Genomic DNA, 26,539 nt, shown 5'->3' on the forward strand with positions numbered 1-26,539 from the left:
TGGCTCATGGCCGTACCCGGTTGCGCAGATCGCCGAAGCGGCGGTCGCCGATGCCGTTGACCTCGCGCAGTTCGTCCACCGAGCGGAACCCGCCGTGCTGGGTGCGGTAGTCGATGATGTGCTGGGCGAGCACCGGGCCGACTCCGGGCAGTGTGTCGAGCTGGTCCGCCGTGGCCGTGTTGAGGGAGACCGGCGCCGCGGGGCCCGCACCTACCGGTCCGGAGCCCGCCCCGGAGGCCGACCCGGCGGGAGCGGCGACGGGACCGGGTGGCGCCACCGCTCCGGAGGGCGCCCCGACGACGACCTGTTCGCCGTCGACCAGGAAGCGGGCCCGGTTGAGCCCCTCGGTGCTCACGCCCGGACGGACACCGCCGGCCGCTCGGAGAGCGTCGGCCACCCGGGACCCGGTCGGCAACCGCAGGACGCCCGGTTTGCGAACCTTGCCGCCGACGTCCACGACGATCTGCCCGCCCGGCGTCGGCGCGGCAACCGCACCGGCACCGGCACCCGCTTTCGCGCCGTCCTCCTTCTTGGCGTAGGGCCGCTGCGCGCGCACCACTTGAGGGGCGCTCACGGACTCGGTCCGCCCTGCCCAGAAGTGCTGTGCGGCCAGCACGGCGGCGGCCATCAGCAGTACGGCGAGCGCCACAGCTCCCCGCCGCTCCACGCCGTAACGAGCCTGCAGCCACACCGGCATCCGCTCGCGCAGCGCCGACCCGACGCGCTCCCGCCGACCGGGGGCATCGACTCCGGGAAGCTCCGACAGGCCGACCGGCGCAGTCGGTTCGGATGCTCCGGCCGGTTCGGACGCTTCGGCTGGTTCGGACACCTCGGCCGCTTCGGATCCTTCAGCCGCCCTCGGCGTGGGCGTCAGTGCCGGTGCCGGTGCGGTGCCGGTGGCCGGCCCCGTCGCCGCGTCGGTCGCGCGAGGCGCGGGCCCCTCGTCCGGCGGGCCGTTGCCCGGCTCCCGCCATCGCACGGCTCGCTCACCGAAGAGGAGTTCCGCTCGGCGGCGCAGTTCGTCGGCCGGTGCCGGCGGGCGAGGGCGGACATGGCGATCGCGGGCACGGCGACGCCGGATGCCGCGGCGGTGGCGCATGCGCCCGTCGGAGAGGGGACCGCGACCGGGGCCGCTGGTCGGAGTGGCTGTGCGTGAGCGTGATCGAAGTGCCATGCGACGAGGATGGGACATCCCGCCGATTCGCGATGATCTTGGTCAATTCCCGGGGACGACCGCCCGGTTGTGGATAACTTCGCCACCCGCACGAGTGAGGGATCAGCGCAGTGAGACCACCGCGCCGAGCAGTCCGGGACCGGTGTGGGCCCCGATCACCGCCCCGACCTCGCTGACATGGAGGTCGGCCAGGCCCGGCACCCGTGCCCGCAGCCGGTCGGCGAGCGCGGCGGCACGTTCGGGGGCGGCGAGGTGGTGGACGGCGATGTCGACCTGGGCGCTGCCCGCCCGCTCGGCCGTCAGCTCCTCCAGACGCGCGATGGCCTTGGACGCCGTACGGACCTTCTCCAGCAGCTCGATACGGCCACCGTCCAGCTGGAGCAGGGGTTTGACGGCGAGTGCGGAACCGAGCAGGGCCTGTGCGGCTCCGATACGGCCGCCGCGGCGCAGATAGTCGAGGGTGTCGACGTAGAAGTAGGCGGACGTGCTCGCGGCCCGCTTCTCGGCGGCCGTGACGGCATCGTCCACCGTGCCGCCGGCCTCCGCGGCTTCGGCCGCGGCGAGCGCGCAGAAGCCGAGGGCCATCGCGACCATCCCGGTGTCCACCACCCGTACCGGCAGCGGCGCCTCGCGCGCCGCGAGGACCGCCGCGTCGTAGGTGCCGGACAGTTCGGCGGACAGATGCAGGGATACGATGCCGCTCGCGCCGGACTCGGCGACCCTGCGGTAGGTCTCCGCGAACACCTCGGGGCTCGGCCGCGAGGTCGTGACGGGCCGCCGCTTCTGCAGCGCCTGGGCCAGTGACCGGGTCGAGATCTCGGTGCCCTCTTCGAGTGCCTGGTCGCCGAGGACCACGGTCAGGGGCACCGCTGTGATGCCGTGCCGCTCCATCATCCGTGGCGGCAGGTAGGCCGTTGAATCGGTGACGATCGCGACATGGCGGGACATGAGCTGGAGGTTACCTGCCGTGGTGCCGGCGCGGCAGCCCGGCCCCTGTGCTCTCGGACCGGGAGCGGCCCGCTCAGGTGGTGCTCTCGGGCCGGGGCTTCTTCTGCCAGGGATGGGCGATGCGCGGCGACGGCGGGGTGATCGCCTGGGGCGGCTGCTCCTCGGCGGAGCGGGGCCACCGGGAGCGGGCGTGCTCCGCGTCCGGGCCGTCGGCCGCGGCGGAGGCGGATGCGTCGGGCCGCTGCTCCGGCGCGGGCCCGGCCGGGGTCCAGTGGCGCAAGGCGTCGGCCTCGATGTCTATCTGGTCGCTGAGCACGCCCAGATCGTCGTCGACGAAGCGGCGTGCCCGGTCGCGGACGGCCCGGCGCAGCGAGTCCGCGGATTCGGTGATGCGCTCGGTGCGGCTGCGCAGCTGGGCCAGGCGGCCGGTCAGTTCGGCGCGGTCCGGCTCCGACTCCAGGCGCCGGAGGTCCGCGTCCAGCTCGTGCCCGTGCGCGCTGAGCCGCTCGAAGAGGCCGAGGGACTCCTTCAGCGACTCGTCCTCGGCAGCGCCCGCGCGCAGCGCGTCCTGGGTCGCGCGCATGGAGGTGCGCAGCGCGAGCCGCAGCTGGGCGATCTCGGCGGCCGGGCCGACCTGGACGAAGGACTTGGCGCGCAACGTGTGGTCCTCGACCGTGCGCCGGGCCTGCTCGATGGTCCGGTCCACTCCGCGTCTGGCGGCGCCGACCGCCTTGACCGTGGCGTAGGCGCCCAGGCCGATGAAGAGCAGGAAGAGCAGGGCGAACACGGCGATCACGGCTTCCACGACGCTCCTCCTCCGGCGGGCGCGGCACACGCCGCTGCGCTTTCCACGGTAAACGCAGCGGGCAGGCCCGGAGTTCCAGAAGAACCCCGAACCTGCCCGTAGGGGACTACCCCGAGACGCCCGTGCCGGTGACCTGACGGTTACGCCGGAACGATGTTCACCAGCTTCGGTGCCCGGACGATCACCTTGCGGATGCCCGCGCCGCCCAGTGCCGCGACGACCTTCTCGTCGGACAGGGCCACCTTCTCCAGCTCCTCCTCGGAGATGGCCGGCGGCACCTCCAGGCGGGCCTTGACCTTGCCCTTGATCTGCACGACGCAGGTCACGGTCTCGTCGACCACGTACCGCGGGTCGGCGACCGGGAAGTCCTGGTGGACGACCGAGTCGGTGTGGCCCAGCTTGCGCCACAGCTCCTCCGCGACGTGCGGGGCCAGCGGGGCCGCCATGAGCACCAGCGGCTCGGCGATCGCGCGCGGCACCGTGCCACCGGCCTTGGTCAGGTGGTTGTTCAGCTCGGTGACCTTGGCGATGGCGGTGTTGAAGCGCAGGCCCTCCAGGTCCTGGCGGACACCGTCGACAGCCTTGTGCAGGGCACGCAGCGTCTCCTCGTCGGGCTCGGCGTCGGTGACGGTGACCTCGCCGGTGTCCTCGTCGACGATGTTGCGCCACAGCCGCTGCAGCAGCCGGAACTGACCGACCACCGCGCGTGTGTCCCACGGCCGGGAGACGTCCAGCGGACCCATGGCCATCTCGTACAGGCGCAGGGTGTCGGCGCCGTACTCGGCGCAGATCTCGTCCGGGGTCACCGCGTTCTTCAGCGACTTGCCCATCTTGCCCAGCAGGCGGCTGACCTTCTCGCCCTGGTGGTAGTACGCGCCGTCGCGCTCCTCCACCTCGGCGGCCGGCACCGCGATGCCACGGCTGTCGCGGTAGACGTAGGCCTGGATCATGCCCTGGTTGAACAGCTTGTGGAACGGCTCCGCGGAGGAGACGTGGCCCAGGTCGAACAGGACCTTGGACCAGAAGCGCGCGTACAGCAGGTGCAGCACGGCGTGCTCGGCGCCGCCGACGTACAGGTCGACACCGCCGTGCGGCCGGCCCTCGCGCGGGCCCATCCAGTACTGCTCGATCTCGGGGTCGACCAGCTGCCGGTCGTTGTGCGGGTCCAGGTAGCGGAACTCGTACCAGCAGGAACCCGCCCAGTTGGGCATGGTGTTGGTCTCGCGGCGGTACTTCTTCGGCCCGTCGCCCAGGTCCAGGGTGACGTCGACCCATTCCTCGTTGCGCGACAGCGGGGTCTCGGGCTGGGTGTTCGCGTCGTCCGGGTCGAAGGTGCGCGGGCTGTAGTCCTCGACCTCGGGCAGCTCCAGCGGCAGCATCGACTCGGGCAGCGGGTGGGCGATGCCGTCCTCGTCGTAGACGATCGGGAAGGGCTCGCCCCAGTAGCGCTGGCGGCTGAACAGCCAGTCGCGCAGGCGGAAGTTGACGGTGCCCTCACCGATGCCCTTGCTCTGCAGCCACTCGGTGATGCGGGCCTTGGCCTCGGTGACGCCCAGGCCGTCCAGGCCGATCTCGTCGTTGGACGAGTTGATGATCTTCGCCTCGTACGACCCGAAGGCGTTCTCCCACGTCGACGTGTCGGTGCCCCGGCCGTCGGTCGGCTCGACGACGCAGTGGATCGGCAGCTCGAAGGCGCGCGCGAACTCGAAGTCGCGCTGGTCGCCCGCCGGGACGGCCATGATCGCGCCCGTGCCGTAGCCCATCAGGACGTAGTCGGCGATGAAGACGGGGATGCGGTCGCCGTTGACCGGGTTGGTCGCGTAGGCGCCGATGAAGACGCCGGTCTTGTCCTTGGCCTCGGCCTGGCGCTCGACGTCGGACTTCGAGGCGGCCTGCGCACGGTAGGCGGCGACGGCCTCGGCGGGGGTGGCGTGGCCGCCGGTCCACACCTCGTGCGTGCCCTCGGGCCAGACCGCCGGGGTGAACTTCTCGACCAGCGGGTGCTCGGGCGCCAGCACCATGTAGGTGGCGCCGAACAGGGTGTCCTGGCGGGTGGTGAAGACCGTGATGCGCTCGCCGTCGATCGGGAAGTCGACACGGGCGCCCTCGGAGCGGCCGATCCAGTTGCGCTGCTGCAGCTTGATGGCCTCGGGCCAGTCCAGCTCCTCCAGGTCCTCCAGCAGCCGGTCCGCGTAGGCGGTGATGCGCATGTTCCACTGGCGCAGCTTGGCCTTGAAGACCGGGTAGTTGCCGCGCTCGGAGCGGCCGTCGGCGGTGACCTCCTCGTTGGCCAGCACCGTGCCCAGGCCCGGGCACCAGTTGACCGGCGAGTCGGAGGCGTAGGCCAGGCGGTACTCGCCCAGGACGTCGGCGCGCTCGCGGGCGCTCAGCTCGCTCCACGCGCGCGTGGTGCCCGGAATCGCACGCTCACCGGACTCGAACCGGTCGACCAGCTCGGAGATCGGGCGGGCCTTCCTCGCCTCCTCGTCGTACCAGGAGTTGAAGATCTGCAGGAAGATCCACTGGGTCCACTTGTAGTAGTCCGGGTCGATCGTGGCGAAGGACCGGCGCTTGTCGTGGCCGAGGCCCAGCCGACGCAGCTGGGCCTTCATGTTCTCGATGTTGGCCTCGGTGGACACGCGCGGGTGCGTGCCGGTCTGCACGGCGTACTGCTCGGCGGGCAGGCCGAAGGCGTCGAAGCCCAGGGTGTGCAGGACGTTGTGGCCGGTCATGCGCTGGAACCGGGCGAAGACGTCGGTGGCGATGTAGCCCAGCGGGTGGCCGACGTGCAGGCCCGCACCCGAGGGGTACGGGAACATGTCCATGATGAACTTCTTGGGCCTGGCGACCAGCTCGGCATCGCCCGCCAGGTCGCCCTTGGGGTTCGGCGCCGCGTAGGTGCCGTCGGCGTCCCAGAAGTCCTGCCAGCGTGCCTCGATCTCGGCCGCCATGACGGCCGTGTAGCGGTGCGGCGCGGCCTCCGCCGACGTGGCGGCGGCCGCAGCGGGGTTCGTCTCGCTCATGATCCTCAAAGCTCCATCGATCGTCTCTGCCTGCGGCTGCGGCATCCGAAGAAACGAAAAATCCCCTCACACAGGAGGGGACGCCGCGCCGATGCCGACCTCGCGGTGCGACCGGGGTCGGTACTGATCAGCGCGGCCCGCTAAGCAGAAGGCGTACGGCACGCATGGCGCTAGGGTACCGCAGGCCCCGAGCGGGCGGCGACGGCCTTGAGCGAGCGGCGTCGACCTTGAGCAAGCCGCGACGCGCTTCCGTATCCCTTGTGGACATGCCACAACCCGAGGGGGGAGCTGAACCAAGGTCAACAATTTCTTCGCGTACCGTGCCCTAAGGGACACCCCACAATCAGATTGTCCGTTGATAACAACGGAATAACGCAAACCCCATACTGATCAGTATTGGCGCCACTTAGAGTTCGGCAGCGGGACCGCTTTCCCGAAACTGCTCGGAGTTGCCCCCCATGAACCCTCGTCGTAGTACCAGCTCTCTCCCCAAACCGGGCCGTTCCGCCTACGGTGTGGCATCGGCTGTCGCCCTGTTGCTCATACCCGTGGTCGTGCTGGTCGGAGGCAACCAGTTCCGCGACTTCCTGAACTTCGGCGCGGGCGTGCTGTGCCTGGTGTCGCTCAGCTGCTCGGTGATCTGGGGCCTGTTCGCGCAGGACCGGATCTTCCTGAACACACGGCAGCGGATCGTCGGCCAGGCGGTGCACCGGACCACCGCGGTCGCCTCGATCGCGTTTCTGCTGCTGCACATCACCACGAAGATCGCGCTCGGCCACACCCAGCTGATCGCCGCACTCATTCCGTTCTCGCTCGGTGTCAGCGGAATCGGCGGCTTGATCGGACTGGGCTCGCTGGCGGGCCTGTTGATGATCTTCGTGGGCATCACCGGCGCCCTGCGCAGCAATTTCGCCGCCCCGGCCCCCGTCGCCGCCCGCTGGCGCGCCATGCACATGCTGGCCTACCCGGCCTGGTGCGCGGCGCTGGTGCACGGCCTCTACGCGGGCCGCTCGGCCAAGCCGATCTTCGTGATCCTCTACAGCCTGTCCCTGCTGGGCGTGATGGGCGCCCTCGCGCTGCGCGCGGCCCCGCGCCCGATCAAGCGCAAGGTCGCCGACCGGCTGGCGGTGTTGTTCGGCAGCTCGGAGCGGCAGGGGCTGGAGGAGCTGGACGCGAGCCGTTCCCGGGTGGCCGAGTCGGCGCCCGCGGACTTCGACGTCCGACGTGAGCCCAGGGCCGGGGCGGCCCCGTCCGCGCCGCTGTACCAGACCCCCGCCGCCCCCGCCGCAGAGCCCGCGTCGGGCTTCGCGGCCGCCTACCGCGCCGTCTCCACGCCGGGCCGCGCCCAGCAGCCGTACGCGGCCGGCCAGACCGCCCGGATGGACCTGCCGATGGACCTCCAGGCCACGGAGACCTTCCCGCGCGTGGACGGCCCCTCCAGCACCTCGGGCAACTGGCCGATCCCGTCCCCGCCACCGGTCGGCGAGGCCCCGCCCTCCGCGTACGACCCGCTCCAGGACACCGGACACACCATCCCGGTCTATGGCAATACGGGCGCCGACGGGTACGGCGGGCGTGACATGTACGACAACAGTGAGACAAACGGCTTCTACGGCACGTACAACGCCAGTGACACGTACAACGACAGTTCCGCTTACAACAACGGTCCCGCTACCGAAACGCTGCCCGGCGCGTCCTACGACACACCGGGTTCGGGCGAATCTTGGAACACGCCGTCCGGAGGCTTTTAGTGAACGAGGCCCTGCCCGACGTCCCCGAAGTCCGCGTCGTCGGCCTTCCGCAACTCACGTCGGGCTTCGACCTTGTGGAACGGCTCGACCTGCCCATGCACCTGAAGGTGCACGGGCCGCTCGACCCGCTCGGCGGTGAGCAGCTCGCACAGCTCGCCGAACGCATCAGCCTCAAGGGTCGCGGCGGCGCCGGCTTCCCCTTCCACAAGAAGCTGCGCTCGGTCGCCGAGTCGGCGATCAAGCGCGGCGTACGACCGGTCGTCGTGGTCAACGGCAGCGAGGACGAACCGGCCTGCCGCAAGGACACGGTCCTGATCAACCGCGCCCCGCACCTGATCCTGGACGGCGCGTTGCTGTGCGCGGAGGCGCTCGGCGCGCGCACGCTCGTGATCGGTGTCACGCGCGAGTCCACGCAGCGCTCTATGGAGGCCGCGCTCGCCGAACGCGGTCTGAGCAACAGCCGCAGATCGGCGCTGCGCGCATGGGTGCAGCGCAACCCTGTGCGCATGGTCACAGGCGCGGCCGCCTCGCTGGTCCGCTCGATCGACGGCGGCCCGGCGGTCCCGCCCGGCCGCAAGATCAGCGCCTCGCAGACCGGGGTCGGCGGCGCGCCCACCCTGCTGTCGAACGCGGAGACGTTCGCGCAGCTGGCCATCGCCGCCCGCATCGGCCCCGAGCGCTACGGCAACACCGGCCTGTACGACGAGCCGGGCACCGTCATGCTGACCGTGTCCGGCGCGGTCGCCCGCCCGATGGTGCTCGAGGTCCCCACGGGCGTGCCGCTGCGGTACGTGCTGCAGCTGGCGGGCGCCCCGCCGGTGCCGCAGGGCGTGCTGACCGGCGGCTACCACGGCAAGTGGATCGACGCGGCGACCGTCGACGAGGCGATCGTCTCCCGCAACTCGCTGGACGCGGTGGGCGGTTCGCTGGGCGCGGGCGCGATCCTGCCGATCAGCCAGGAGACCTGCCCGCTGGGCGAGTCGCTGCGGGTGGCGCAGTGGCTGGCCGAGGAGAGCGCCGGCCAGTGCGGCCCCTGCTACCTCGGACTGCCCGCCGCCGCGCGCGGCATGGAGGACATCCTGAACGGCGGCGGTCCGGCCGCCCTGGAGGCGCTCAAGCAGGTCGCGAAGAACGTGAAGCGGCGTGGGGCGTGTTCACATCCGGACGGCTCGGCGATGTTCCTGGAGTCGACCATCAAGGCGTTCACCGACGACCTGGCGGCCCATGTCCTCGGAAACGGCTGCGGACGGCCCGTGGAGGGCGTTCTGCCGCTCTTCGAGGGAGGCAGGAGCCCTGCGGGCATCCCGGGCGGCGCGGAGCCCGAGGAGACCGGCGCCAGCCGCCAGAAGATCCACGTCGACTGGACGCTGTGCCGGGGCCACGGCCTGTGCGCCGACATCCTTCCCGAGGTGTTCGAACTCGGCGCCGACGGTTTCCCGACCGTCGCCCAGGCGCAGGTGCCGCGGTACGCGGAGGCGAAGGCGCTGCGCGCGGTGCGCCGCTGCCCGGCGCTCGCCCTGCGGCTCGAGGAGGACACGCGCGGGCAGGCACCGTCGCGCAATCTGCCGGTTGTCTCCCAGGGCCGCGGCCGGCGCGCGCTCGGCCGCTGAGCACGAGGAGGGGGCGGTCACCCGACGCGGGTGCCCGCCCCCTCCTCGCTCGGTCACGACGCACCGCAACACGCCGAAGGCGGACCATCCATCGGATGGTCCGCCTTCGATTTCTGTGGAGCTAAGGAGAATTGAACTCCTGACCTCCTGCATGCCATGCAGGCGCTCTACCAACTGAGCTATAGCCCCTTGTTTTGTTGTTTCGCCCGGTTCCCCTGGCGACGACGTAAACATTACAGGCCTGGGGACACAGCGCCAAATCGGTTTCGAGTTAGCACCGACGTGTCCACCAATGTCCCATTTTGGGGCCATGTTCGCGTCATCCCCCGAACCGCACCAGGGGGCCGGAGAGTTGCTGCTCTCGGCGCTCCGCGCGGGAGCCGGCACCCTGCCCCTCGTACCGCCCCGGACATCGTTGCCGTGGCGCGCCGGCGGTGCGTCGTGCGTCAAGCCGTCACGAACGAGTAGAACCGCTTGAGCGTGCAGTGCTCCTCCAGGAGACGGCCGTAGATCGGCTCGCCCTCCAATTCCCGGTACGTCTCGATCGGGTCGCCTTTTATGATCAACGCCCGCGCGCATTCCTCGCACCAGTACTGGTAATCGGGGTTGATCGGCTCCATGTCGCGGACGATCGGGGTACCGCTCCCGCACCAGTCGCACTTTCGCCTGTGTGCACCCATCGATCAGCTCCAGCTGTGGCCGCAGGCCGTGCACACGTAGGAGATTCCGCCGTTGTCGCCGAGCACCTGGGCGACATGCGCGGAACCACAGGAAGGGCAGCTCAGCCGGGTTGTCGTATCCCGTATCAACGCCGCACCGAGGAGGTGGCCGACCTCCCCAAGGATGCTCGCAGGCATCGCTACTCCCTCCCGTCGGGCCGCGCCCCCTTCCGGCCGTTTGATTCTGCCACGGCCGGAGCAATACGGTCAGCGACGCCTCAGTACCAGTCCGGACACAGCCACCGCCCAGGGCGCCTCCACGGAGGTATACGAGCGCAGGACCCGAGCGACTCAAGCCTGACGGCGTGATCCACCAGGGAGTAGCAGAAGATCCCGCCCCTGACGGGACGGGATCTTCATCACTGTGGAGCTAAGGAGAATTGAACTCCTGACCTCCTGCATGCCATGCAGGCGCTCTACCAACTGAGCTATAGCCCCTCGGGTTCTTCCCGCTCTGCGGGGCGAACAAGAAGAACTTTAGCCTGTGACCTGCCGGAAAGTGAAATCCGGGGTCCGGGTGCCTGCCGAGGCTCAGTCGTCGTCGCCGAGGACGGGCTCCGGGAGGGTGCCCGCGTTGTGCTCCAGCAGACGCCAGCCGCGCGCGCCTTCGCCGAGCACGGACCAGCAGCAGTTGGAGAGGCCGCCGAGGCTCTCCCAGTGCCGGGCCTCCAGGCCGATGAGCCGGCCGATGGTGGTGCGGATGGTGCCGCCGTGGCTGACGACGACGAGGGTGCCGTCCTCGGGCAGCTTCTCGGCGTGCCCCAGGACGACGGGAGCGGCACGGTCGGCGACCTCGGTCTCCAGTTCGCCGCCGCCGCGGCGGACCGCCTCGCCGCGCTTCCAGGCCGCGTACTCCTCGCCGTGGCGGGCGATGATCTCCTCGTGCGTCAGCCCCTGCCAGACGCCCGCGTAGGTCTCGCGCAGGCCCTCCTCGCGGGCGACGTCGAGACCGGTCAGGGCGGCCAGCTCGGCGGCCGTGTGGGCCGCCCGCTGCAGGTCCGAGGAGATGATCGCGTCGGGGCTCAGGGAGGCCAGCAGCCGGGCGGCGCGACGGGCCTGGCCGATGCCGGTCTCGGTCAGCGCGACGTCCGTGCTGCCCTGGAAACGGCGCTCGACGTTCCAGGCGGTCTGGCCGTGCCGCCACAGGATGATGCGGCGACCGCGGTCCTTGCGGTCGCTGACCTCTCCGGTGGAGCTCATCACCACTCCCCGTCCGGCTCCTGCTCGGCCTCGGCGGCCTGCAGCCTGGAGTGCTCCGCCGCCTTGCCGCGGGTGGCCTTGGCGTCGGCGGGCAGCTCAAGCTCGGGGCAGTCCTTCCACAGCCGCTCCAGGGCGTAGAAGACCCGCTCCTCGCTGTGCTGGACGTGGACGACGATGTCGACGTAGTCGAGCAGGATCCAGCGGGACTCGCGGTCTCCCTCGCGGCGCACCGGCTTGGCGCCGAGTTCCTTCAGCAGGCGCTCCTCGATCTCGTCGACGATGGCCCTGACCTGGCGGTCGTTCGGCGCGGAGGCCAGCAGGAAGGCATCCGTGATCGACAGTACGTCGCTCACGTCGTAGGCGATGACGTCGTGGGCGAGCTTGTCGGCCGCCGCCTGGGCGGCAGTGTTGATGAGGTCAAGAGAACGGTCGGTGGCGGTCACTACGAAGCTTTCGGTCGGCGGGCACTTGACCTCAAGGGTCTCACGGACCGTCCGGCGCACCCCACGTGATATCGGCGCTACGCGGGGTGCCCGGGGTCAGGTCACGAACTGCTGGGCCGGTAGTCCTGGCCGAGGACGACCGAGACGTCGGCGCCCGAGGAGACCGTGCCCTTCGCCACGGAGCCGGCGGGCAGTCCGAGGGTCTTGGCGACCTCGGTGGCGTCCGACTTGTGCGAGGCGTCCGAGTAGACCACCTTCGAGGCGGCCTGGCCGCCGGATCCGCTGCCGCCCTCGAGGAAGGTGAAGCCACCGTTGAGCAGCGCCACCCGGGCCTTCTCCGTGTCGTCCTTCACACCGGTGGCGTTCTGCACGGAGACCCGGACCGCGGAGCCGGTGTCCGGGCTCTTGGCGGTGCCGCCGAGGATGTCCTTCACCACGCTGTCGCTGGTCTTCGCGCTCAGCGTGCCGTCGGCCTGCACGGGCAGCAGGGCGCTCTTGTAGGCGCCGCTCTTGGCGAGCTCGGCGAGCTTGGCGAGGAAGGTGCCGAGGTCCTTGTCGGTGAGCGGGGGGTCCAGGATCTGCGCCAGGGTCTGCACGGTGGTGACGGCCGACGACGGGTCGGAGGACAGCTTGCGCAGCACGCCCTGCATGACCTGGCCGAACCGCTCGAGCTGGGCGTTCTGGGACTCGCCGGAGGCACGGTAGGTGGCGTAGGCGACGGCCATCTTGCCGCTGAGGGTCTGGTCGCCGCCCTTGTGCACGAGCGGCTCGGCCCCCTTCTTCTTGGCGTCCGGGTCAGGCACGTCGGTGTCGGTGTCGATGTCGATGTTGCCGACCAGGTCGACGAGGTTCTGCAGATAGGGGGTGTCCAGGCGCCAGGTGCCCTGGATGTTGGTGCCGAGGACGGTGTCGAGCTGGTCGCGGGTGCCGGAACTGCCGTCGTCGTCCACCGACTTGGCGAGTGTCGTGGTGGAGCCGTCGTCGTCGCTGAGGTCGAGGGAGTTGGGCAGCAGCACGGTGCTGCCCTGCTTGGTGGTGGTGTTGTCCACGAGCAGCGCCGTGGAGGTGCCGCCCTTCGCGGTGTTGTGCAGGTGGACGACGATCACGTCGCGCTTCTGGGCGCCGGCCGCCGTGTCCGCGCCGGGCTTGGAGCCCGAGGAGGACAGACCGGGCAGCTTTCCCGCGTACCAGAGGTAGCCGACGCCGCCGACGGCGACGAGGGCGAGGACGACGAGCAGGGCGACGATCCGGCTGCGGGCGCGGCGGCGGGCCTCCTCGCGGCGCTCGGTGCGGTTCTCGGTGAACTTCAGCCAGTCGATGACGTCCTCGGAGTCGCCGTCCGGCTCCTCCGCGAAGGCGAACTGCTCGGTGCGGTAGTCCCGTTCGTCCTCGTCGTGCGGCTGCTCGTGCGGCGCGGGGGCGTGCGGGTCCTGCGGCGGGCCGGCCTGCTGCGGGATGTAGGCGGTCTGCTCGGTGACCCGGGGCTGCTGCCCGCTGGTCGCGGCCTGCCCGTAGGGGTCGTGGCCGGGAGTCTGGTGGGTGCCGGTGCCGTAGGGGTCGTACGGGGCCTGGGTGCCGTAGGTGTCGTACCCGGAGGCCCGGCCGGAGTCGTAGGGGGGCACCGGCGGCTGCTGGCCGGTGGCGTAAGGGTCGTAGCCGTAGCCCTGCTGCTGGGCGTACGGGTCGTAGGCGGCCTGCTGGGCCTGCGGCGCCTGTTGTGCCGGGACCTGCCGGTACACGGGCTGGCCGTACTCGTCGTAGCCGACGAGTTCGTACGGGCCTGCGCCGTGGCCGGCGTCACCCGTGTCGTATCGGTTGTTCACCGGTGCCCCTCTCGGCTCACTCGCCGCGGTACAGCTCGCGCTTGTCGATGTAGCGCACGACTCCGTCCGGCACCATGTACCAGATGGGGTCCGACTTGGCGACTCTCGCACGGCAGTCTGTGGAGGAGATGGCGAGCGCGGGAACCTCGACCAGCGAGACGCCGCCCTCCGGCAGACCGGGGTCGGTCAGATGGTGGCCGGGCCGGGTGACGCCGATGAAGTGGGCGAGGGAGAACAGTTCCTCGCTGTCCCGCCAGGTCAACAGCTGGGCGAGGGCGTCGGCGCCGGTGATGAAGAACAGGTCGGTGTCGGGGTTGAGGGCACGCAGATCGCGCAGGGTGTCCACGGTGTAGGTGGGGCCGCCGCGGTCGATGTCGATGCGGCTGACGGAGAACTGCGGGTTCTCGGCGGTCGCGATGACCGTCATCAGATAGCGGTCCTCCGCCGGGGAGACCTTGCGGTGGGACTTCTGCCACGGCTGGCCGGTGGGCACGAACACCACCTCGTCCAGGTGGAACTGCGCGGCGACCTCGCTGGCCGCCACGAGGTGCCCGTGGTGGATCGGGTCGAACGTTCCGCCCATGACGCCCAGGCGGCGCTTGCCCGAGTGGGCGGGGCCCTGGCCCGGCCGGTACTGCGGGTGCATCACCGTGTCATCGGCACTCTCGTACGCCGGACCGGTAGGCATGTCCTGCTCTCCCATGCGTGCAGACCCTACCGGCCCGGCCTGTGGTGTCCGGCCGGGGACGGGGTCCCAGCTCAGCGGTCGCGGTTGAAGCGGGTGGTGATCCACAGCAGGAGCAGCAGGACGGCGAGGGCGCCGCCGCCGGTGAGTGCCGGGTTGAGGCTGTTGTGGTGGCCGCCCTCGGCTTCGGCGAGGGTGACCAACGGGGCTGCGACGCTGTGAAGGCTCATCTTCGGCAGGACCTATCGCGTGTGGGCGGGATAAAGATGTCGGCTCATCGTAAGCGGGCGGCTCGGCGGCGATCACGCCGACTCCGCCGTTGGGGAAGGCCGGCGGAACTTTCGCGAACCGTCAGTCGTCCTTCTGTTTGTAGCCGCGCAGCAGGAACCAGGCGGTCAGTACACAGCCCAGGATCATCACGATCAGGATGATGCGGAGCAGATTTCCCGCCCCGTGCTGCTGGACGGCGCTCGAGGCGGCCTCGGTCAGCCAGGCGGCTGCGGGGTGGTGCTCCATGAGTGGACTCCTTCGGGTGTACTGCCCGTCCACGGTATCTCCGCCTAGGCTGGGCTCCGCCTCGGGGGCACAGCGGGCACTCATACGCACATGGGGGAAGACATGTCCGACGACGGCCAGCAGCACACGGGGCACGAGCGCGTGCCGAGCAGGCAGCGCAGGCGCTTCCCGGGAATCTCCTCGCGTGCCTACGAGCATCCGGCCGACCGCTCGGCCCTGGTGGCGCTGCGCAAGCTGAGCGGATTCGACACCGTCTTCAAGGCGCTGAGCGGGCTGCTGCCCGAGCGGAGCCTGAGACTGCTGTTCCTGTCCGACTCGGTGCGTGTCTCCGAGCGGCAGTTCCAGCACCTGCACGACATGCTGCTGGACGCCTGTTACATCCTGGACCTGGAGAAGGTCCCGCCGATGTACGTCACGCAGGATCCGCAGCCGAACGCGATGTGCATCGGTCTGGACGAGCCGATCATCGTCGTCACCACCGGGCTCGTGGAGCTCCTCGACGAGGAGGAGATGCGGGCGGTCGTCGGGCACGAGGTGGGGCACGCGCTGTCCGGGCACTCGGTGTACCGCACGATCCTGCTGTTCCTGACCACCCTCGCGCTGCGGGTGGCGTGGATCCCGCTGGGCAACCTCGCGATCATGGCGCTGGTCACGGCGCTCAGGGAGTGGTTCCGCAAGTCGGAGCTGTCCGCGGACCGGGCGGGGCTGCTGGTGGGGCAGGACGTCCAGGCCTCGATGCGGGGCCTGATGAAGATCGCGGGCGGCAACCACCTGCACGAGATGAACGTGGACGCGTTCCTGGAGCAGGCCGAGGAGTACGACTCCGGCGGCGATCTGCGCGACTCGGTGCTGAAGATCCTGAACGTACTGCCCCGCTCGCATCCGTTCACCACCGTGCGGGCTGCCGAGCTGAAGAAGTGGGCCGAGTCCCGGGACTTCCAGCGGATCATGGACGGCCACTACCCGCGACGCGACGCGGACAAGGACACCTCGGTCGGCGACTCCTTCCGCGAGTCGGCGGCCAGCTACGCGAGCGATGTGAAGTCCTCCAAGGACCCGCTGATGAAGCTGGTCACCGACCTCGCGGGCGGCGCGGGCGACCTGGGTGGCCGGGTCCGCCGCGGCTTCGACGGCTTCCGCAGCCCCCCGGCGTCGAAGGAGGGCCCGACGGACACCGCGCCTCAGGACGGCGAGTAGGTCACACCTTCGGCTGGGCCCCGGCGGCCAGCGTCCCGCACAGGGCCGTAGGGCTGTCCGTCGCGTACGGATCGGTGGCCGCGGGGCCGCCGGCGTGGGCCGTCGCTCCGGCCAGCAGGGGGCGGAGGTAGGCGGAGGAGTCCTCGGCGCAGGCCAGCGGGCCCGCCTGGACGTAGGACGTGACCAGCTGGATCTGGTGGGTGCGCAGATCGTCGTGGGTGAGGCGGAAGGTCACCTCGCGGCGGACCGTGAACAGCGACGCGGAGGCGTCGGCGGCGGCGTGGGCGGGCCGCAGGGCGTAGACGAAGATGTGGTCCGCGATGACCTCCAGCGCGTCCGCGTCGCTCTCGACGGCCTGCAGATCGCCCCGGACGCGGATCCGGCCCTCGTCGGCGAGCCGGACGCGGGAGGGGTCGAAACGGACTGCCCAGCCGGTGGCGGCGTGCCGTCCGTCGGGCGCCGGCTGGTTGAAGCTCTGGTCGAACTGGTCGAGCTGGTCGCCGTCGACGAGGGACCGGACGGGGCTGACCTGGCCGCCGGTGAGCACCTCGGGGTAGAGCGAGGAGCGGACTATGTAGTCCTTGGCGGTGGTGAGCGCGTTCACGACCTCGCTGTCGGAGAAGTGGGCGGTGCTGTGGGCGCCCGGCAGCGGTATGCCGTCGGCGCCGACGTCGTACTGGGCGGCGGGGCTGTGTGCGTACAGGTTCTCGGCCTCGGCGGCGCCGGGCACGCTGCTGGTCGGGGCGAGCGGGACCACCGTGGTCCGCAGGGGCTCGGCGATGCGCCGGGCCTGCGGGGAGCCGTAGGGGTGGCGGACGCCCATGTAGATCGCGGTGCCGAAGGCGACGGCGATCAGCACGACCAGGATCAGGGCCTGCCGGGTGAGTCCGCGGTGCAGCGGCGGCCGGCGCCGTACGGCGGGCGCGTGGTCGGCCATCCGCTCCTCGGCGGAGTACTCCTGGAGGCGTGCAGCGCGGACGAACGACTCGTCGAACACGACGGATCGGTACTCGTCCTCTCCACCGCCGGGGCCGCCCTCGGGTGTGCCCTCCGGTGGGTCTCCAGGCCCGCCCATACCTTCAGAGTAGGTCTCGGGGGCCTCGGGTAAACGCCCTGCTACACGACAACTTCTGACAGGTGCTCACCAAAAGCGGGGGCGGGCGCTCAGGGGGAGCGCGGGATGGCCGAGGCGGCCGGCCGGGCGGAGTCGGCGGCGGCGGAGGGCGCGACGGCGCTGCCCTGTTCCAGCCCGGTCGAGGGGCGCGAGGGGACCCTGTCGCGGGTGCCGGCGGAGCCACCGCGGTAGACGGCGGCGAAGGCCAGCGCGACCATGCCGATGCCCATGACGACGGCGAGCAGCCAGGCCACGGGACGGTGCCAGCGGACCTGTCTGCCGTAGGGGCCGAAGGGGCCGTGGCGTTCGTGGAGGACGTAGGTGTCGTCCAGCTCGTCGTCGTCCTGATCTTGGCCGAGATCCGTTCCCTCGGCGGAGTATTTTCCGTCGTAGGCATCGCCTCGGGCACGGGCGCGGCGGGCCTCCGCCTCGGAGGCCTCGGCTCTGGCCTGTGCCGCGGCCAGGAGGCGTTCGACGGCGGTCGGCTCATGGACCGTGGCCGCCTGCACGAAGGCCTCGTCGAAGACCACGGAGGCGAACTCTTCGTCCGACACCCCGTGGTCGTGGTCGTCGTCGGGCTCCCAGCCGTCAGGGAACGGCGTGCCCCCCACGTCCTCCGGCACGGATCCAGAGTAGACCTGGGGGGTCAATTTGGGCAGACGGTATGGAAATTCGTCTGACTGATGAGACGGCGTTCCGGCCGCCCGCCCACCCGTCGGGGCGCACGGCCGAACGGGTGAACGTCAGGGGCGCACATGACCGTCGCCGGTGACGATGTACTTCGTGCTGGTCAGCTCCGGCAGGCCCATCGGGCCGCGGGCGTGCAGCTTCTGGGTGGAGATGCCGATCTCGGCACCGAAGCCGAACTGGCCGCCGTCGGTGAACCGGGTGGAGGCGTTCACGGCGACGGTGGTCGAGTCGACCAGTTGGGTGAACCGGCGGGCGGCCTGCTGGGAGCCGGTGACGATCGCCTCGGTGTGCCCGGAGGTCCACAGCCGGATGTGCTCGACGGCCTTGTCGAGGGAGTCGACGACGGCGGCGGCGATGTCGTACGAGAGGTACTCGGTCTCCCAGTCCTCGGCCACGGCCTCCACGACGGTCGCCTTGGAGTCCTTGGCGTAGGCGATGACGCGTTCGTCGGCGTGCACGGTGACGCCGGCCTCGGCGAGGGCGTCGAGGGCGCGCGGCAGGAACTCGGGGGCGATGTCCTGGTGGACGAGCAGGGTCTCGGCGGCGTTGCAGACGCTGACCCGCTGGGCCTTGGAGTTGATCAGGATGTCGATCGCCATGTCGATGTCGGCCGCCGCGTCGACGTAGACGTGGCAGTTGCCGGTGCCGGTCTCGATCACGGGGACGGTCGACTCGTTCACGACCGTCTGGATCAGGGAGGCGCCGCCGCGCGGGATGAGGACGTCGACGAGGCCGCGGGCGCGCATCAGCTCGCGCACGGAGTCGCGGCTCTCGCCGGGCACCAGCTGGACGGCGTCGGCGGGCAGCCCGGCGCCGCCGACGGCGTCCCGGACGACGCGGACGAGGGCCGTGTTGGACTCGTAGGCGGAGGCGGAGCCGCGCAGCAGGACGGCGTTGCCGGACTTCAGGCAGAGGGCGGCGGCGTCCACGGTGACGTTCGGGCGGGCCTCGTAGATGATGCCGACGACACCGAGCGGGACGCGGACCTGGCGCAGGTCGATGCCGTTGGGCAGGGTGGAGCCACGGACGACCTCGCCGACCGGGTCGGGCAGCTTCGCGACGTCGCGGACGTCGCGGGCGATGGCGCGGACCCGCTCGGGGGTGAGGGTGAGCCGGTCGACGACGGACTCGCTGGTGCCACTCTCGCGCGCCTTGGCGACGTCCTTGGCGTTGGCCTCGACGATCTCGCTGGTCCGGACCTCCAGGGCGTCGGCGATGGCGAGCAGCGCGTCGTCCTTCACGGCACGCGGGAGCGGCGCGAGGTCGGCGGCGGCGGCCTTGGCCCGGTAGGCGGCCTGGGTGACCGGGGACATTGCGTCGTACGGCGAGAGCGTGGTCATGAAGGAAGGGTAGTGCGCGGTGCCGCGCGCCCACCGCTCGTCCCGAACCCCGAGACGAGCCCCGAGACGCGCCCCGAGGACCGCTCAGAAGGGATGCACGCCCACCGGCGTGGCCGGTGCCGGCCCGTATCCCTCGGCGATGCGGTGGTGGTAGGTCTCGCGGTCGATGACCTCCAGGCCGACGATCTCCCAGGCCGGCAGGCCGGCGCTCTGGCGGTGCTCGCCCCACAGGCGCAGGGCCACGGCGGCGGCGTCGTGCAGGTCGCGTGCCTCTTCCCAGTACCGGATCTCCGCGTGGTCGGGCGCGTATCTGCTGGTGCGCAGGAAGGGGTGGTCGTGGGCCAGCTGCTCCAGGGCCCGCCGCAGCTCCGGCAGGGGGACCGGCGCCCCGGAGACGCTGAGGGTGACGTGCCACAGCCGGGGCAGGTCCTTGGGCTCCTCGTAGGCGTCCCCGGCCGCGACGCTCGTCAGAGCGCCGCGCGACGTCGCCCCAGGGCGCGCTCGTCTCACCACGGCCTCCTTCACGCTTGGCTCGTACGGCCCCTTGCTGGAACGTGTTCCTTCAACATGTCCCAGACACAAAGTTGAGCAGGCCTCCGGGCTCCGCGTGGTGGTTTTACGCAACGTCCCCCACCGGGGGCGGTCCTTACGCCCCGTTTTACGAGCGGTTTTGCGAGTGTTACGGGTGCAGGAGCACCAGGTCGTCCCTGTGTACGACCTCGCGTTCGTACGCCGGGCCCAGCTCGCGGGCCAGCTCGCGGGTCGAACGCCCGATCAGCCGCGGGATCTCCTTGGCGTCGAAACTCACGAGCCCCCGGGCCACCGCGCGTCCCGCCGTGTCGCGCAGTTCGACGGGGTCGCCGGCGCTGAACTCGCCCTCCACGGCGGCGATTCCGGCGGGCAGCAGCGACTTGCGGCGCTCCACCACGGCGTCCACCGCCCCGTCGTCGAGGGTGAGCGCGCCCTGCGGGGTGGAGGCGTGCTGCAGCCACAGGAGGCGGTCGGCGGAGCGTTTGCCGGTGGGGTGGAAGTAGGTGCCGGTGTCGCCGCCGCTGAGCGCCTCCGCCGCGTGCACGGCGCTGGTGAGGACCACGGGGATGCCGGCGGCGGCCGCGATCCGGGCGGCCTCGACCTTGGTGACCATCCCGCCGGTGCCGACGCCGGCCTTGCCCGCGCTGCCGATCTCGACGCCGGCGAGATCCTCAGGGCCCTTCACTTCCGCTATCCGTGAAGTCCCGGGCTTGCTGGGGTCGCCGTCGTAGACACCGTCGATGTCGGAGAGGAGGACGAGCAGGTCGGCGTGGACGAGGTGGGCGACGAGGGAGGCGAGCCGGTCGTTGTCGCCGAAACGGATCTCGTCGGTGGCGACCGTGTCGTTCTCGTTGACGATCGGGAAGGCGCCCATCGCGAGGAGCTTGTCGAGGGTGCGGGAGGCGTTGCGGTGATGGGCGCGGCGGCTCATGTCGTCGGAGGTGAGCAGGACTTGGCCGACGCGGATGCCGTAGCGGGCGAAGGAGGCGGTGTAGCGGGCGACGAGCAGACCCTGGCCGACGCTGGCGGCAGCCTGCTGCCGGGCGAGGTCCTTCGGCCGGCGGCGCAGCCCGAGCGGGGCGAGCCCGGCGGCGATGGCACCGGAGGACACCAGGACGATCTCCCGCTCCTCCGCGCCCGCCCGCCTCCCGCCGGCGCCCTCGACCGGGGCGCGTCGGGCCGCCCCCTGGTTCCGGATCTTGGCCAGGACGTCGACGAGCGCGTCCACGCGGTCGGCGTCCAGGCCGCCGGCGGCGGTGGTCAGCGACGAGGAGCCCACCTTGACGACGATCCTGCGGGCCTCGCCCACGGCCTGCCTAGCCCTTGCCACCTTGCCCTCAGTTCCCCTCTTGGTCCGGCTGCCTGTGCGGCAATCTACGCGAAGGGGATCGCCCCGCGCCCGCCGGTCCAGCCTCCGGACAGGCGCAGGGTAGCCCTGCGCTCACGGTGTGTGCACAGGGGGCGCACGGTCAGGCGGCGGCCGTGCCGAAGCCGCGGGCGCGCAGTGTGCGCCGCACCTTGCGCAGCGCCCGGCGCAGGAAGGTGTTGGCGGCGGCCTCGCGGTAGCCGTGGAAGACGCGGGCCTCGCGGGGCTCGGCGCGGTAGATGTCGTCGGGGACGCCGGCCGCCTTGGAGCGGAAGTGCGGGTAGACGAGATAGACGCGGGTGCCGCGCTTCTCCAGGATCGCGGCGGCCTGCTTCTTCGACTTGACGAACTTCACGACGTCGGGGAGCAGTTCGGGTCTCTGCATGGCGACCAGGTGCAGCCGCAGCCGCTCGTGGACCTTCAGCCCCCGGGCGACGCCGGGCGTCCAGTACGCCTCCATCAGCGGCTTGGCCAGCTCGAACTTGTGCCGCCGCACCTCTTCGTCGTCGGTGAGGAACTTGGGCCCGAACTGGGGCAGCAGGGTGATCAGGTAGGGCCGGACCATGAGGGTGTCGCGCTTGGGGCCGGCCGGGACCATGTCGGCGATCAGCTTCATCAGGGCCCGCGCGGAGTCGAAGCGCAGGGTGTAGCTGCCGGTCTTGGTGACGTGCTTGCCGTCGTCGCGGCCGACCAGGTAGTAGCAGGGGTAGTCGGCGAGGACGGAGACGCCGCCCGCGCGCAGATACGCCTCCATGGTGAACAGGGCGTCCTCACCGGTGAACAGCGACTCGTCGAACCGCATGCCGTGCTCGTCCAGCAGTGCGCGGCGGAACAGCTTCTGCGCGCTGAGCGTGAACTTGATGTTGGAGGAGAAGACGTCGGTACGGCCGAGCGTCTTGCCCCACATGGACTTCGGCGCGACGCGGTTGACGCCCTCGACCTTGCCGAGCACCACGTCGGTGCCGTTCTCGTCGCCCATGGCGACCATGCGCTCCAAGGCCTCGGGGCCGAGCCGGTCGTCGGCGTCGAGGAAGAAGACGTACCGCCCCTTGGCCTTGCCCAGGCCGACGTTGCGGGGGCCGCTCGGGCCGCCGGAGTTCTCCTGGCGGATGACGGTGACGGCCATCGGAGCCCGAGCCGCGAACTCCTCCAGGCACTCCCCGCTGCCGTCCGTCGAACCGTCGTCGACCGCGATGACCTCCAGGCGTGCCGGGTCGATGGTCTGGGCCTCGACGGACGCCAGGCACTCGACCAGGTACGGCATCGCTTCGTACGCCCCGATGATCACGCTCACATCAGGCTGCGTCGCGACGGTCACTCTTCCCCCTCGTTCAAAGGAACATTTCCTCCGTATCACCTAATAGCAAAATGTTAGACGGTTAACCGTTTACCTAGGTTGCCTTACCGTGTACTCACAGTGGCTCACATCACACGCACAGGTTGCGCTCTTCCCAGGGACGGTACGCAGGAACGGTAAGAGGTGCTTACCTGCGACAGCCGCCGTGAGTAAGAGGACGCAGTAAGAAACCTGAACGTCAGAGGGGCCCGGCCCCCGGGATCGCTCCCCGGGCCGGGCCCCTCCCGCGTCGTACGGCCGATCAGCCCGCGCCGACTCCGCCCGTCTCACCGGCGGACGCCGTCCGCTGGCCGGGCACCGCGTTGCTCAGCTCGGCGGCCTCGGCGGGGTCCAGGCCCGCGGCGGCCAGCCGGGACTGCTGGCCGACGTTGCGGGCCTCGGCCTTGAGGGCCAGGTCGGCCACCGCGGAGTTGAACTGGTCGATCGACGCCGGCTCGTCCGGGCCCAGCAGATAGCGCTTGAGCTCCGTGCGGGCGTCCAGCAGCGGGTCGGCCGACGGGTCGCGCACGGCGTCCAGCAGGCCGCCCAGCTCGGCCGCGTCGTTGGACAGGATCACCGCGGCGCGCACGGCCGTGTTCTGCCGCTTGAACTCCTCGTGCCCCAGCTCGCCGGAGTCGGTGACCGCGTACGGCTTGCCGCTCGCGATGAAGTCGGAGACCACGGAGGAGATGTCGGAGACCATCGCGTCGGAGACGTTGAAGCAGTCGTACAGGCGCGGCTCGGCGCCCGTGATGACGCGGTGCTCGTACGACGGGAAGGCGCGCCAGTACGCGGTGTTCCACTCGGCGCGCAGCCGGGCGACCTCCTCGTGCCGGTGGACGTCCACGACGCCGTCGCGGGTGGCCTCGGCCTCGTCGCCCTTGGTGCCGCCCTTGCCGGTCAGTTCGGCGATGCGGGCCTCGATCCGGGCCAGCTCCGCCTTGGCCCCGGCCATGGCCGCTGCGTCGGCGGTGAAGCGGGCGTCGGCGGCGCGCTCGGCGGCGGCGCGCTCGACCAGCGCGGTGATCCGCCTGTGCGCGGCGCCGGCCTCCTTGCTGACGGTGCCGGTGAACGGGTGCGGCTTGTACAGGACGCGGACCGGCGGGTTCGCCGTGATCAGCTGCCGCACGATGTTCTCGCCGGCGAGCACGATCGAGGTGTTGCCCGGGTTGCCGTCCCAGCCCTCCCAGGTGGGCGCGTACAGCACCGTCGGGCAGCCCCCGTCGGCGGCTGCGGCGCGGGCGCCGTCGGGCACGCCCTGCCAGGTCCGGATGGGGGCGAGCTGCGGGCGGCCGACCTCCACGATGTCGTCGTCTCGGACGCCGACGTCGGCGATGGCGTAGCGGTCGCGGCCGGCGCGACCGGCGGTCCACACCTCGTCGTAGACCTTGCTGTACGGGTTGACGCTGGCGAGCTTGTCGCTGTCGCCGTGGCCGATGAAGACGTGCTTCATGGTGGGCACGCGCAGCAGGTGGATGTTCTTGCCGACGTTCGCCGCGTACAGGGCCACCCGGACGGTCGACAGGTCCAGGTTCATCAGGTGCACCCCTCCGGGCACGCAGATGACGGGGACCGTGGTCGGCGCGAGGTTGTTCACGATGGCGCGCTCGCGCAGGATGATCAGCGGCCGGGTGTCCAGCTGCTCCATCGTCTCCAGCCACATGTTGACCTGGTACGCGGAGTCCTTGGAACCGGAGAAGTACAGGACCGTCTCGGGCTTGTAGCCGGCCAGCCACTCGTCGACGGCGGCGAGGACGACGTCGGCCTTCGGCGGGATCTTCCTGCCGCGGATGTACGGCACGAGCACCAGGACGTACAGCAGGCCGAGGCCGAGGGTGAGGCCGATGCCGGTGAAGCCGGCGGCGGCCGAGGAGTCCAGCTCGGCGGAGACCAGGATGCCGATCATCGCGAACAGGTCGAGATGAAGCATCTTCTCGGTGCTGCGGTGCAGCAGCGGGCGCGGCGGGGCGTCCGGGATGCGGATGCGCGACTTGAGGTCGATGTTGCGGGTGGCGACCGGCATCCGGCGGCGGTTGCGGATGAGGGTGACCAGCGCGCCGTGCGGGGCCTGGAGGCCGTAGAAGGCGATGAAGCAGCCGATCGCACCGTAGAAGATCAGGTCGTCCGCGTGGGACAGCCGGGCCAGCAGCATGACCAGCAGCAGTTGCCGGATCAGGAAGCGGATGGACACACCCGCCCGGATCTTGCTGAGGCGGTTGATCAGGTAGCTGCTCTTGCGGTGCAGATAGTGGTCCGCCAGGTACGTCACGGCGGCCGCGGCCGCGAAGGCGGCAACGCTCGGGACGAGCGCGGCCAGCATGAGCGCCGGGAAGCCCAGGATCATGAGGGCCGCCGCGGCCAGCTCGGCCGCGCTGCCCACCCGGGCGACGCGAATAGCGGTGGATATCACGGAGAAACCTGCTCTGGGAGGGGAAATGCCGGTTCGCGAGGGATGTACGGATTCAGGCCTCTGCTAACGCCCGGTTAATGAGCGACGGCAGAGGCCTGAATTCCGTGAAAGCTATTTAAGAATTATTACATGCCGTCCTGACGGTCCAGAACCGTGGCCAACGCCTGCTCGAAACCGGATGCCGTTGCCGCACCGGCCGTCGGGTCCTGCTGGCGGACGTCGATCACATGCCCGGTCAGCTCCGAGAGCAGCACGTCCAGCGAGGTGCGGGCCACGGCCTCGGAGGAGAGCAGCGAGCCCGTGGGCTCCTGGCCGAAGGCCTTGGTGCGCATCGGCGTGGCGGTGCGCTCCGGGTTGATGCAGTTGACGCGGATGCCGTCGCCGGCCCACTCGTCGGACAGCGCCTGGGTGAGGTTCACCATGGCGGCCTTGGTGGAGGAGTACAGGGAGTACTCGGCGCGACCGCGGGTGTAGCTGCTGGAGGTGTACAGCAGCAGCTGGCCCTGGGTCTCGGCCAGGTACTTGTAGCTCGATCGGGCGATCTGCACCGGGGCCAGGTAGTTGACCTTCAGCGCCTCCTCGATGGTGGCGTTGTCGGTCTCGGCGAGCTTGCCGATGCGCAGCACACCGGCGGTGTTGACGACGTAGTCGATCCGGCCGGTCTCCGCGTACGCCTTGGACAGCGCGTCGTCGACCTCCTCCGGGTTCTCCACGTGGGTGCCGGTGGTGGAACGGCCCAGCGCGTAGACGTTCGCGCCGTAGGACTCGGCGAGTTCGGCGACGTCCTTGCCGATGCCGTAGGAACCGCCGAAGATCACGACGGTCTTGCCGGTGAGGAGTTCGCGGTAGGCGTCCTCGCCCTTCTGCGCGGGCGCGGCGGTGGAGGCGAGCTGGAACAGCTTGTCGGCGATGAAGACGTCGACCGGCTGCGTCACCTTCATGTTGTACTCGTCACCCGCGACGACGTGGATCGGCACGTCCGGCAGGTACTTGAGGACCACCGAACAGTCGTCCGTGGCCTGGAAGTTGGGGTCGCCGGCGGCGACCTCGTAGGCGCGGCGGATCGTGGACAGCTTGAAGGCCTGCGGGGTCTGGCCGCGGCGCAGCCGGGAGCGGTCCGGGATCTCGGTGATGAACTCGCCGTCCTCGCCGTGGGTGCGGGTCACGATGATCGTGTCCGCGGACGGGATGGCGACGTCGACGGCCTGGTAACGCCCCAGCGCGGCCACGCAGTCGTCGATGACGCGCTGCGAGAGCAGCGGGCGTACGGCGTCGTGGAAGAGGACGTTGCGGTCCTCGCCCTCGGCCAGGCCCTCGCGCAGCGCGGAGATGGCGCGCTCGGTGGTCTCGTTCCGCGTCGCGCCGCCCTCGATGATCTTCTTCACCTTGGTGAAGCCGGCCTTCGCGACGATCTTCTCGACGTCCGGCACATAGCCCGGCGCCATCAGCACGATGACGTCGTCGATCGACTCGGCGTTCTCGAAGGTGGTCAGGGTGTGCTCGATGACTGCCTTGCCGGCGATCTTCAGCAGCTGCTTGGGGATCGACAGACCCACCCGCTGACCGGTGCCACCGGCCAGGACGACTGCGGTGGTACGGGGCTTGGCTATGCGCTGGGACACAGGTGACCTACCTTGGGGCGACAGGGAACCGTGAAATGGTCCCACTTTAGGTAAGCGCAATGCAAGGTGAGCGACATCCCATGCATATGTGAGCGCAACCTGTCATTCACCTGGCACACCTGGTGATTGCCCCCGGGCCGCGCGAACCCTCATGAATTTGCTGTGAGTAACTGCACAGGTCCTCACGGGGTCTTCCACAGCCGCGTCACAGGGATGGGCGCAGGTCCGTGACGGGG

Annotated in this window: 23 protein-coding genes and 2 tRNA genes; 3 read left to right on the plus strand and 22 right to left on the minus strand. The window is 70.5% G+C overall.

What is annotated here, in order from left to right; translation table 11 throughout:
• Window positions 1-4: 4 nt before the first annotated feature.
• The 4 genes from AQI95_RS17510 to leuS form a co-directional block, all read right to left on the minus strand.
• Window positions 5-829, minus strand: a complete 825-nt coding sequence (locus tag AQI95_RS17510) for a ComEA family DNA-binding protein (RefSeq protein WP_425264883.1) — start codon at window positions 827-829, stop codon at window positions 5-7.
• 447 nt (window positions 830-1,276) lie between these two features.
• Window positions 1,277-2,122 carry a DegV family protein gene (locus AQI95_RS17515; RefSeq protein WP_067123931.1) on the minus strand — a complete coding sequence of 282 codons (846 nt, stop codon included), beginning with the start codon at window positions 2,120-2,122 and terminating at the stop codon, window positions 1,277-1,279.
• A 73-nt stretch (window positions 2,123-2,195) separates the two neighbouring features.
• A complete protein-coding gene (locus AQI95_RS17520) occupies window positions 2,196-2,927 on the minus strand; it encodes a hypothetical protein (protein WP_067123932.1) in 732 nt (243 codons plus the stop codon).
• Between the two features lie 140 nt (window positions 2,928-3,067).
• Window positions 3,068-5,950, minus strand: a complete 2,883-nt coding sequence (leuS, locus tag AQI95_RS17525; protein ID WP_067123933.1) for a leucine--tRNA ligase — start codon at window positions 5,948-5,950, stop codon at window positions 3,068-3,070.
• 458 nt (window positions 5,951-6,408) lie between these two features.
• On the opposite strand from leuS, the gene AQI95_RS17530 reads away from it, so the two are divergent.
• Together AQI95_RS17530 and AQI95_RS17535 are read left to right on the plus strand one after the other, a co-directional pair.
• Window positions 6,409-7,701, plus strand: a complete 1,293-nt coding sequence (locus AQI95_RS17530; protein WP_208614198.1) for a cytochrome b/b6 domain-containing protein — start codon at window positions 6,409-6,411, stop codon at window positions 7,699-7,701.
• Entirely contained in the window at window positions 7,701-9,311 is a 1,611-nt protein-coding gene (locus tag AQI95_RS17535) for an NADH-quinone oxidoreductase subunit NuoF family protein (RefSeq protein ID WP_067123935.1), read from the plus strand. Before AQI95_RS17530 ends, AQI95_RS17535 begins: the two co-directional genes overlap by 1 nt.
• A 116-nt stretch (window positions 9,312-9,427) precedes the next feature.
• Here the strand turns inward: AQI95_RS17535 and AQI95_RS17540 are convergent.
• The 10 genes from AQI95_RS17540 to AQI95_RS46505 all read right to left on the minus strand — a co-directional run bounded on the left by AQI95_RS17540 (window position 9,428) and on the right by AQI95_RS46505 (window position 14,697).
• A tRNA-Ala gene (locus tag AQI95_RS17540) sits at window positions 9,428-9,500 on the minus strand.
• Between the two features lie 257 nt (window positions 9,501-9,757).
• Complete coding sequence (locus AQI95_RS17545) at window positions 9,758-9,991, minus strand: hypothetical protein (RefSeq protein ID WP_006136074.1); 234 nt, start codon at window positions 9,989-9,991, stop codon at window positions 9,758-9,760.
• A 3-nt stretch (window positions 9,992-9,994) separates the two neighbouring features.
• Window positions 9,995-10,168 carry a hypothetical protein gene (locus AQI95_RS46500; protein ID WP_107121669.1) on the minus strand — a complete coding sequence of 58 codons (174 nt, stop codon included), beginning with the start codon at window positions 10,166-10,168 and terminating at the stop codon, window positions 9,995-9,997.
• Between the two features lie 227 nt (window positions 10,169-10,395).
• Window positions 10,396-10,468 (minus strand) — tRNA-Ala (locus tag AQI95_RS17550).
• 93 nt (window positions 10,469-10,561) lie between these two features.
• A complete protein-coding gene (locus AQI95_RS17555) occupies window positions 10,562-11,230 on the minus strand; it encodes a histidine phosphatase family protein (protein WP_067124115.1) in 669 nt (222 codons plus the stop codon).
• The gene (gene rsfS / locus AQI95_RS17560) at window positions 11,230-11,673 is read right to left on the minus strand and encodes a ribosome silencing factor (protein ID WP_067123937.1); all 444 of its coding nucleotides are present in this window, start codon (window positions 11,671-11,673) and stop codon (window positions 11,230-11,232) included. Before rsfS ends, AQI95_RS17555 begins: the two co-directional genes overlap by 1 nt.
• A gap of 101 nt (window positions 11,674-11,774) precedes the next feature.
• Window positions 11,775-13,496: an LCP family protein gene (locus AQI95_RS17565; RefSeq protein ID WP_067123938.1), complete on the minus strand. Its 1,722-nt coding sequence runs from the start codon at window positions 13,494-13,496 to the stop codon at window positions 11,775-11,777.
• 16 nt (window positions 13,497-13,512) lie between these two features.
• Window positions 13,513-14,199 carry a nicotinate-nucleotide adenylyltransferase gene (nadD, locus tag AQI95_RS17570; RefSeq protein ID WP_425264884.1) on the minus strand — a complete coding sequence of 229 codons (687 nt, stop codon included), beginning with the start codon at window positions 14,197-14,199 and terminating at the stop codon, window positions 13,513-13,515.
• A gap of 56 nt (window positions 14,200-14,255) precedes the next feature.
• Window positions 14,256-14,411 (minus strand): hypothetical protein, encoded by a 156-nt coding sequence (locus tag AQI95_RS47975; protein WP_167361947.1) that lies wholly within the window; start codon window positions 14,409-14,411, stop codon window positions 14,256-14,258.
• Between the two features lie 121 nt (window positions 14,412-14,532).
• Window positions 14,533-14,697, minus strand: coding sequence for a hypothetical protein (locus AQI95_RS46505; RefSeq protein ID WP_107121670.1), 165 nt, complete (start codon window positions 14,695-14,697; stop codon window positions 14,533-14,535).
• A gap of 102 nt (window positions 14,698-14,799) precedes the next feature.
• On the opposite strand from AQI95_RS46505, the gene AQI95_RS17575 reads away from it, so the two are divergent.
• Entirely contained in the window at window positions 14,800-15,894 is a 1,095-nt protein-coding gene (locus AQI95_RS17575) for a M48 family metallopeptidase (RefSeq protein WP_067123939.1), read from the plus strand.
• Between the two features lies 1 nt (window position 15,895).
• On the opposite strand, the gene AQI95_RS17580 is transcribed toward AQI95_RS17575, so the two are convergent.
• The 8 genes from AQI95_RS17580 to AQI95_RS17615 form a co-directional block, all read right to left on the minus strand.
• Window positions 15,896-16,969 (minus strand): SCO2583 family membrane protein, encoded by a 1,074-nt coding sequence (locus AQI95_RS17580; protein WP_067123940.1) that lies wholly within the window; start codon window positions 16,967-16,969, stop codon window positions 15,896-15,898.
• Between the two features lie 89 nt (window positions 16,970-17,058).
• The gene (locus AQI95_RS17585; RefSeq protein WP_067123942.1) at window positions 17,059-17,631 is read right to left on the minus strand and encodes an SCO2584 family spore wall biosynthesis protein; all 573 of its coding nucleotides are present in this window, start codon (window positions 17,629-17,631) and stop codon (window positions 17,059-17,061) included.
• A 120-nt stretch (window positions 17,632-17,751) separates the two neighbouring features.
• Window positions 17,752-19,038: a glutamate-5-semialdehyde dehydrogenase gene (locus tag AQI95_RS17590; protein WP_067123948.1), complete on the minus strand. Its 1,287-nt coding sequence runs from the start codon at window positions 19,036-19,038 to the stop codon at window positions 17,752-17,754.
• 84 nt (window positions 19,039-19,122) lie between these two features.
• On the minus strand, window positions 19,123-19,548 hold the full coding sequence (locus tag AQI95_RS17595; RefSeq protein WP_067124119.1) for a hypothetical protein: 426 nt from the start codon (window positions 19,546-19,548) through the stop codon (window positions 19,123-19,125).
• Between the two features lie 169 nt (window positions 19,549-19,717).
• Window positions 19,718-20,878 (minus strand): glutamate 5-kinase, encoded by a 1,161-nt coding sequence (gene proB / locus AQI95_RS17600; protein WP_067123950.1) that lies wholly within the window; start codon window positions 20,876-20,878, stop codon window positions 19,718-19,720.
• Window positions 20,879-21,038: 160 nt separating this feature from the next.
• The gene (locus AQI95_RS17605) at window positions 21,039-22,253 is read right to left on the minus strand and encodes a glycosyltransferase family 2 protein (RefSeq protein ID WP_208614200.1); all 1,215 of its coding nucleotides are present in this window, start codon (window positions 22,251-22,253) and stop codon (window positions 21,039-21,041) included.
• A 280-nt stretch (window positions 22,254-22,533) separates the two neighbouring features.
• Window positions 22,534-24,651 (minus strand): hypothetical protein, encoded by a 2,118-nt coding sequence (locus AQI95_RS17610; RefSeq protein WP_067123952.1) that lies wholly within the window; start codon window positions 24,649-24,651, stop codon window positions 22,534-22,536.
• 155 nt (window positions 24,652-24,806) lie between these two features.
• Window positions 24,807-26,303 carry a bifunctional cytidylyltransferase/SDR family oxidoreductase gene (locus AQI95_RS17615; RefSeq protein ID WP_067123953.1) on the minus strand — a complete coding sequence of 499 codons (1,497 nt, stop codon included), beginning with the start codon at window positions 26,301-26,303 and terminating at the stop codon, window positions 24,807-24,809.
• Between the last annotated feature and the right edge of the window lie 236 nt (window positions 26,304-26,539).

The organism is Streptomyces yokosukanensis (assembly GCF_001514035.1).
Classification (GTDB): domain Bacteria; phylum Actinomycetota; class Actinomycetes; order Streptomycetales; family Streptomycetaceae; genus Streptomyces; species Streptomyces yokosukanensis.

Coding starts and splice junctions, on each gene's coding strand:
- nadD (WP_425264884.1), bottom strand. CDS start 14,199: ATGGGAGAGCAGGACATGCCTACCGGTCCGGCGTACGAGAGTGCCGAT.
- AQI95_RS17575 (WP_067123939.1), top strand. CDS start 14,800: ATGTCCGACGACGGCCAGCAGCACACGGGGCACGAGCGCGTGCCGAGC.
- AQI95_RS17530 (WP_208614198.1), top strand. CDS start 6,409: ATGAACCCTCGTCGTAGTACCAGCTCTCTCCCCAAACCGGGCCGTTCC.
- AQI95_RS17515 (WP_067123931.1), bottom strand. CDS start 2,122: ATGTCCCGCCATGTCGCGATCGTCACCGATTCAACGGCCTACCTGCCG.
- AQI95_RS46505 (WP_107121670.1), bottom strand. CDS start 14,697: ATGGAGCACCACCCCGCAGCCGCCTGGCTGACCGAGGCCGCCTCGAGC.
- AQI95_RS17590 (WP_067123948.1), bottom strand. CDS start 19,038: ATGACCACGCTCTCGCCGTACGACGCAATGTCCCCGGTCACCCAGGCC.
- leuS (WP_067123933.1), bottom strand. CDS start 5,950: ATGAGCGAGACGAACCCCGCTGCGGCCGCCGCCACGTCGGCGGAGGCC.
- AQI95_RS17545 (WP_006136074.1), bottom strand. CDS start 9,991: ATGGGTGCACACAGGCGAAAGTGCGACTGGTGCGGGAGCGGTACCCCG.
- AQI95_RS47975 (WP_167361947.1), bottom strand. CDS start 14,411: ATGAGCCTTCACAGCGTCGCAGCCCCGTTGGTCACCCTCGCCGAAGCC.
- AQI95_RS17555 (WP_067124115.1), bottom strand. CDS start 11,230: ATGAGCTCCACCGGAGAGGTCAGCGACCGCAAGGACCGCGGTCGCCGC.
- AQI95_RS46500 (WP_107121669.1), bottom strand. CDS start 10,168: ATGCCTGCGAGCATCCTTGGGGAGGTCGGCCACCTCCTCGGTGCGGCG.
- AQI95_RS17580 (WP_067123940.1), bottom strand. CDS start 16,969: ATGGGCGGGCCTGGAGACCCACCGGAGGGCACACCCGAGGGCGGCCCC.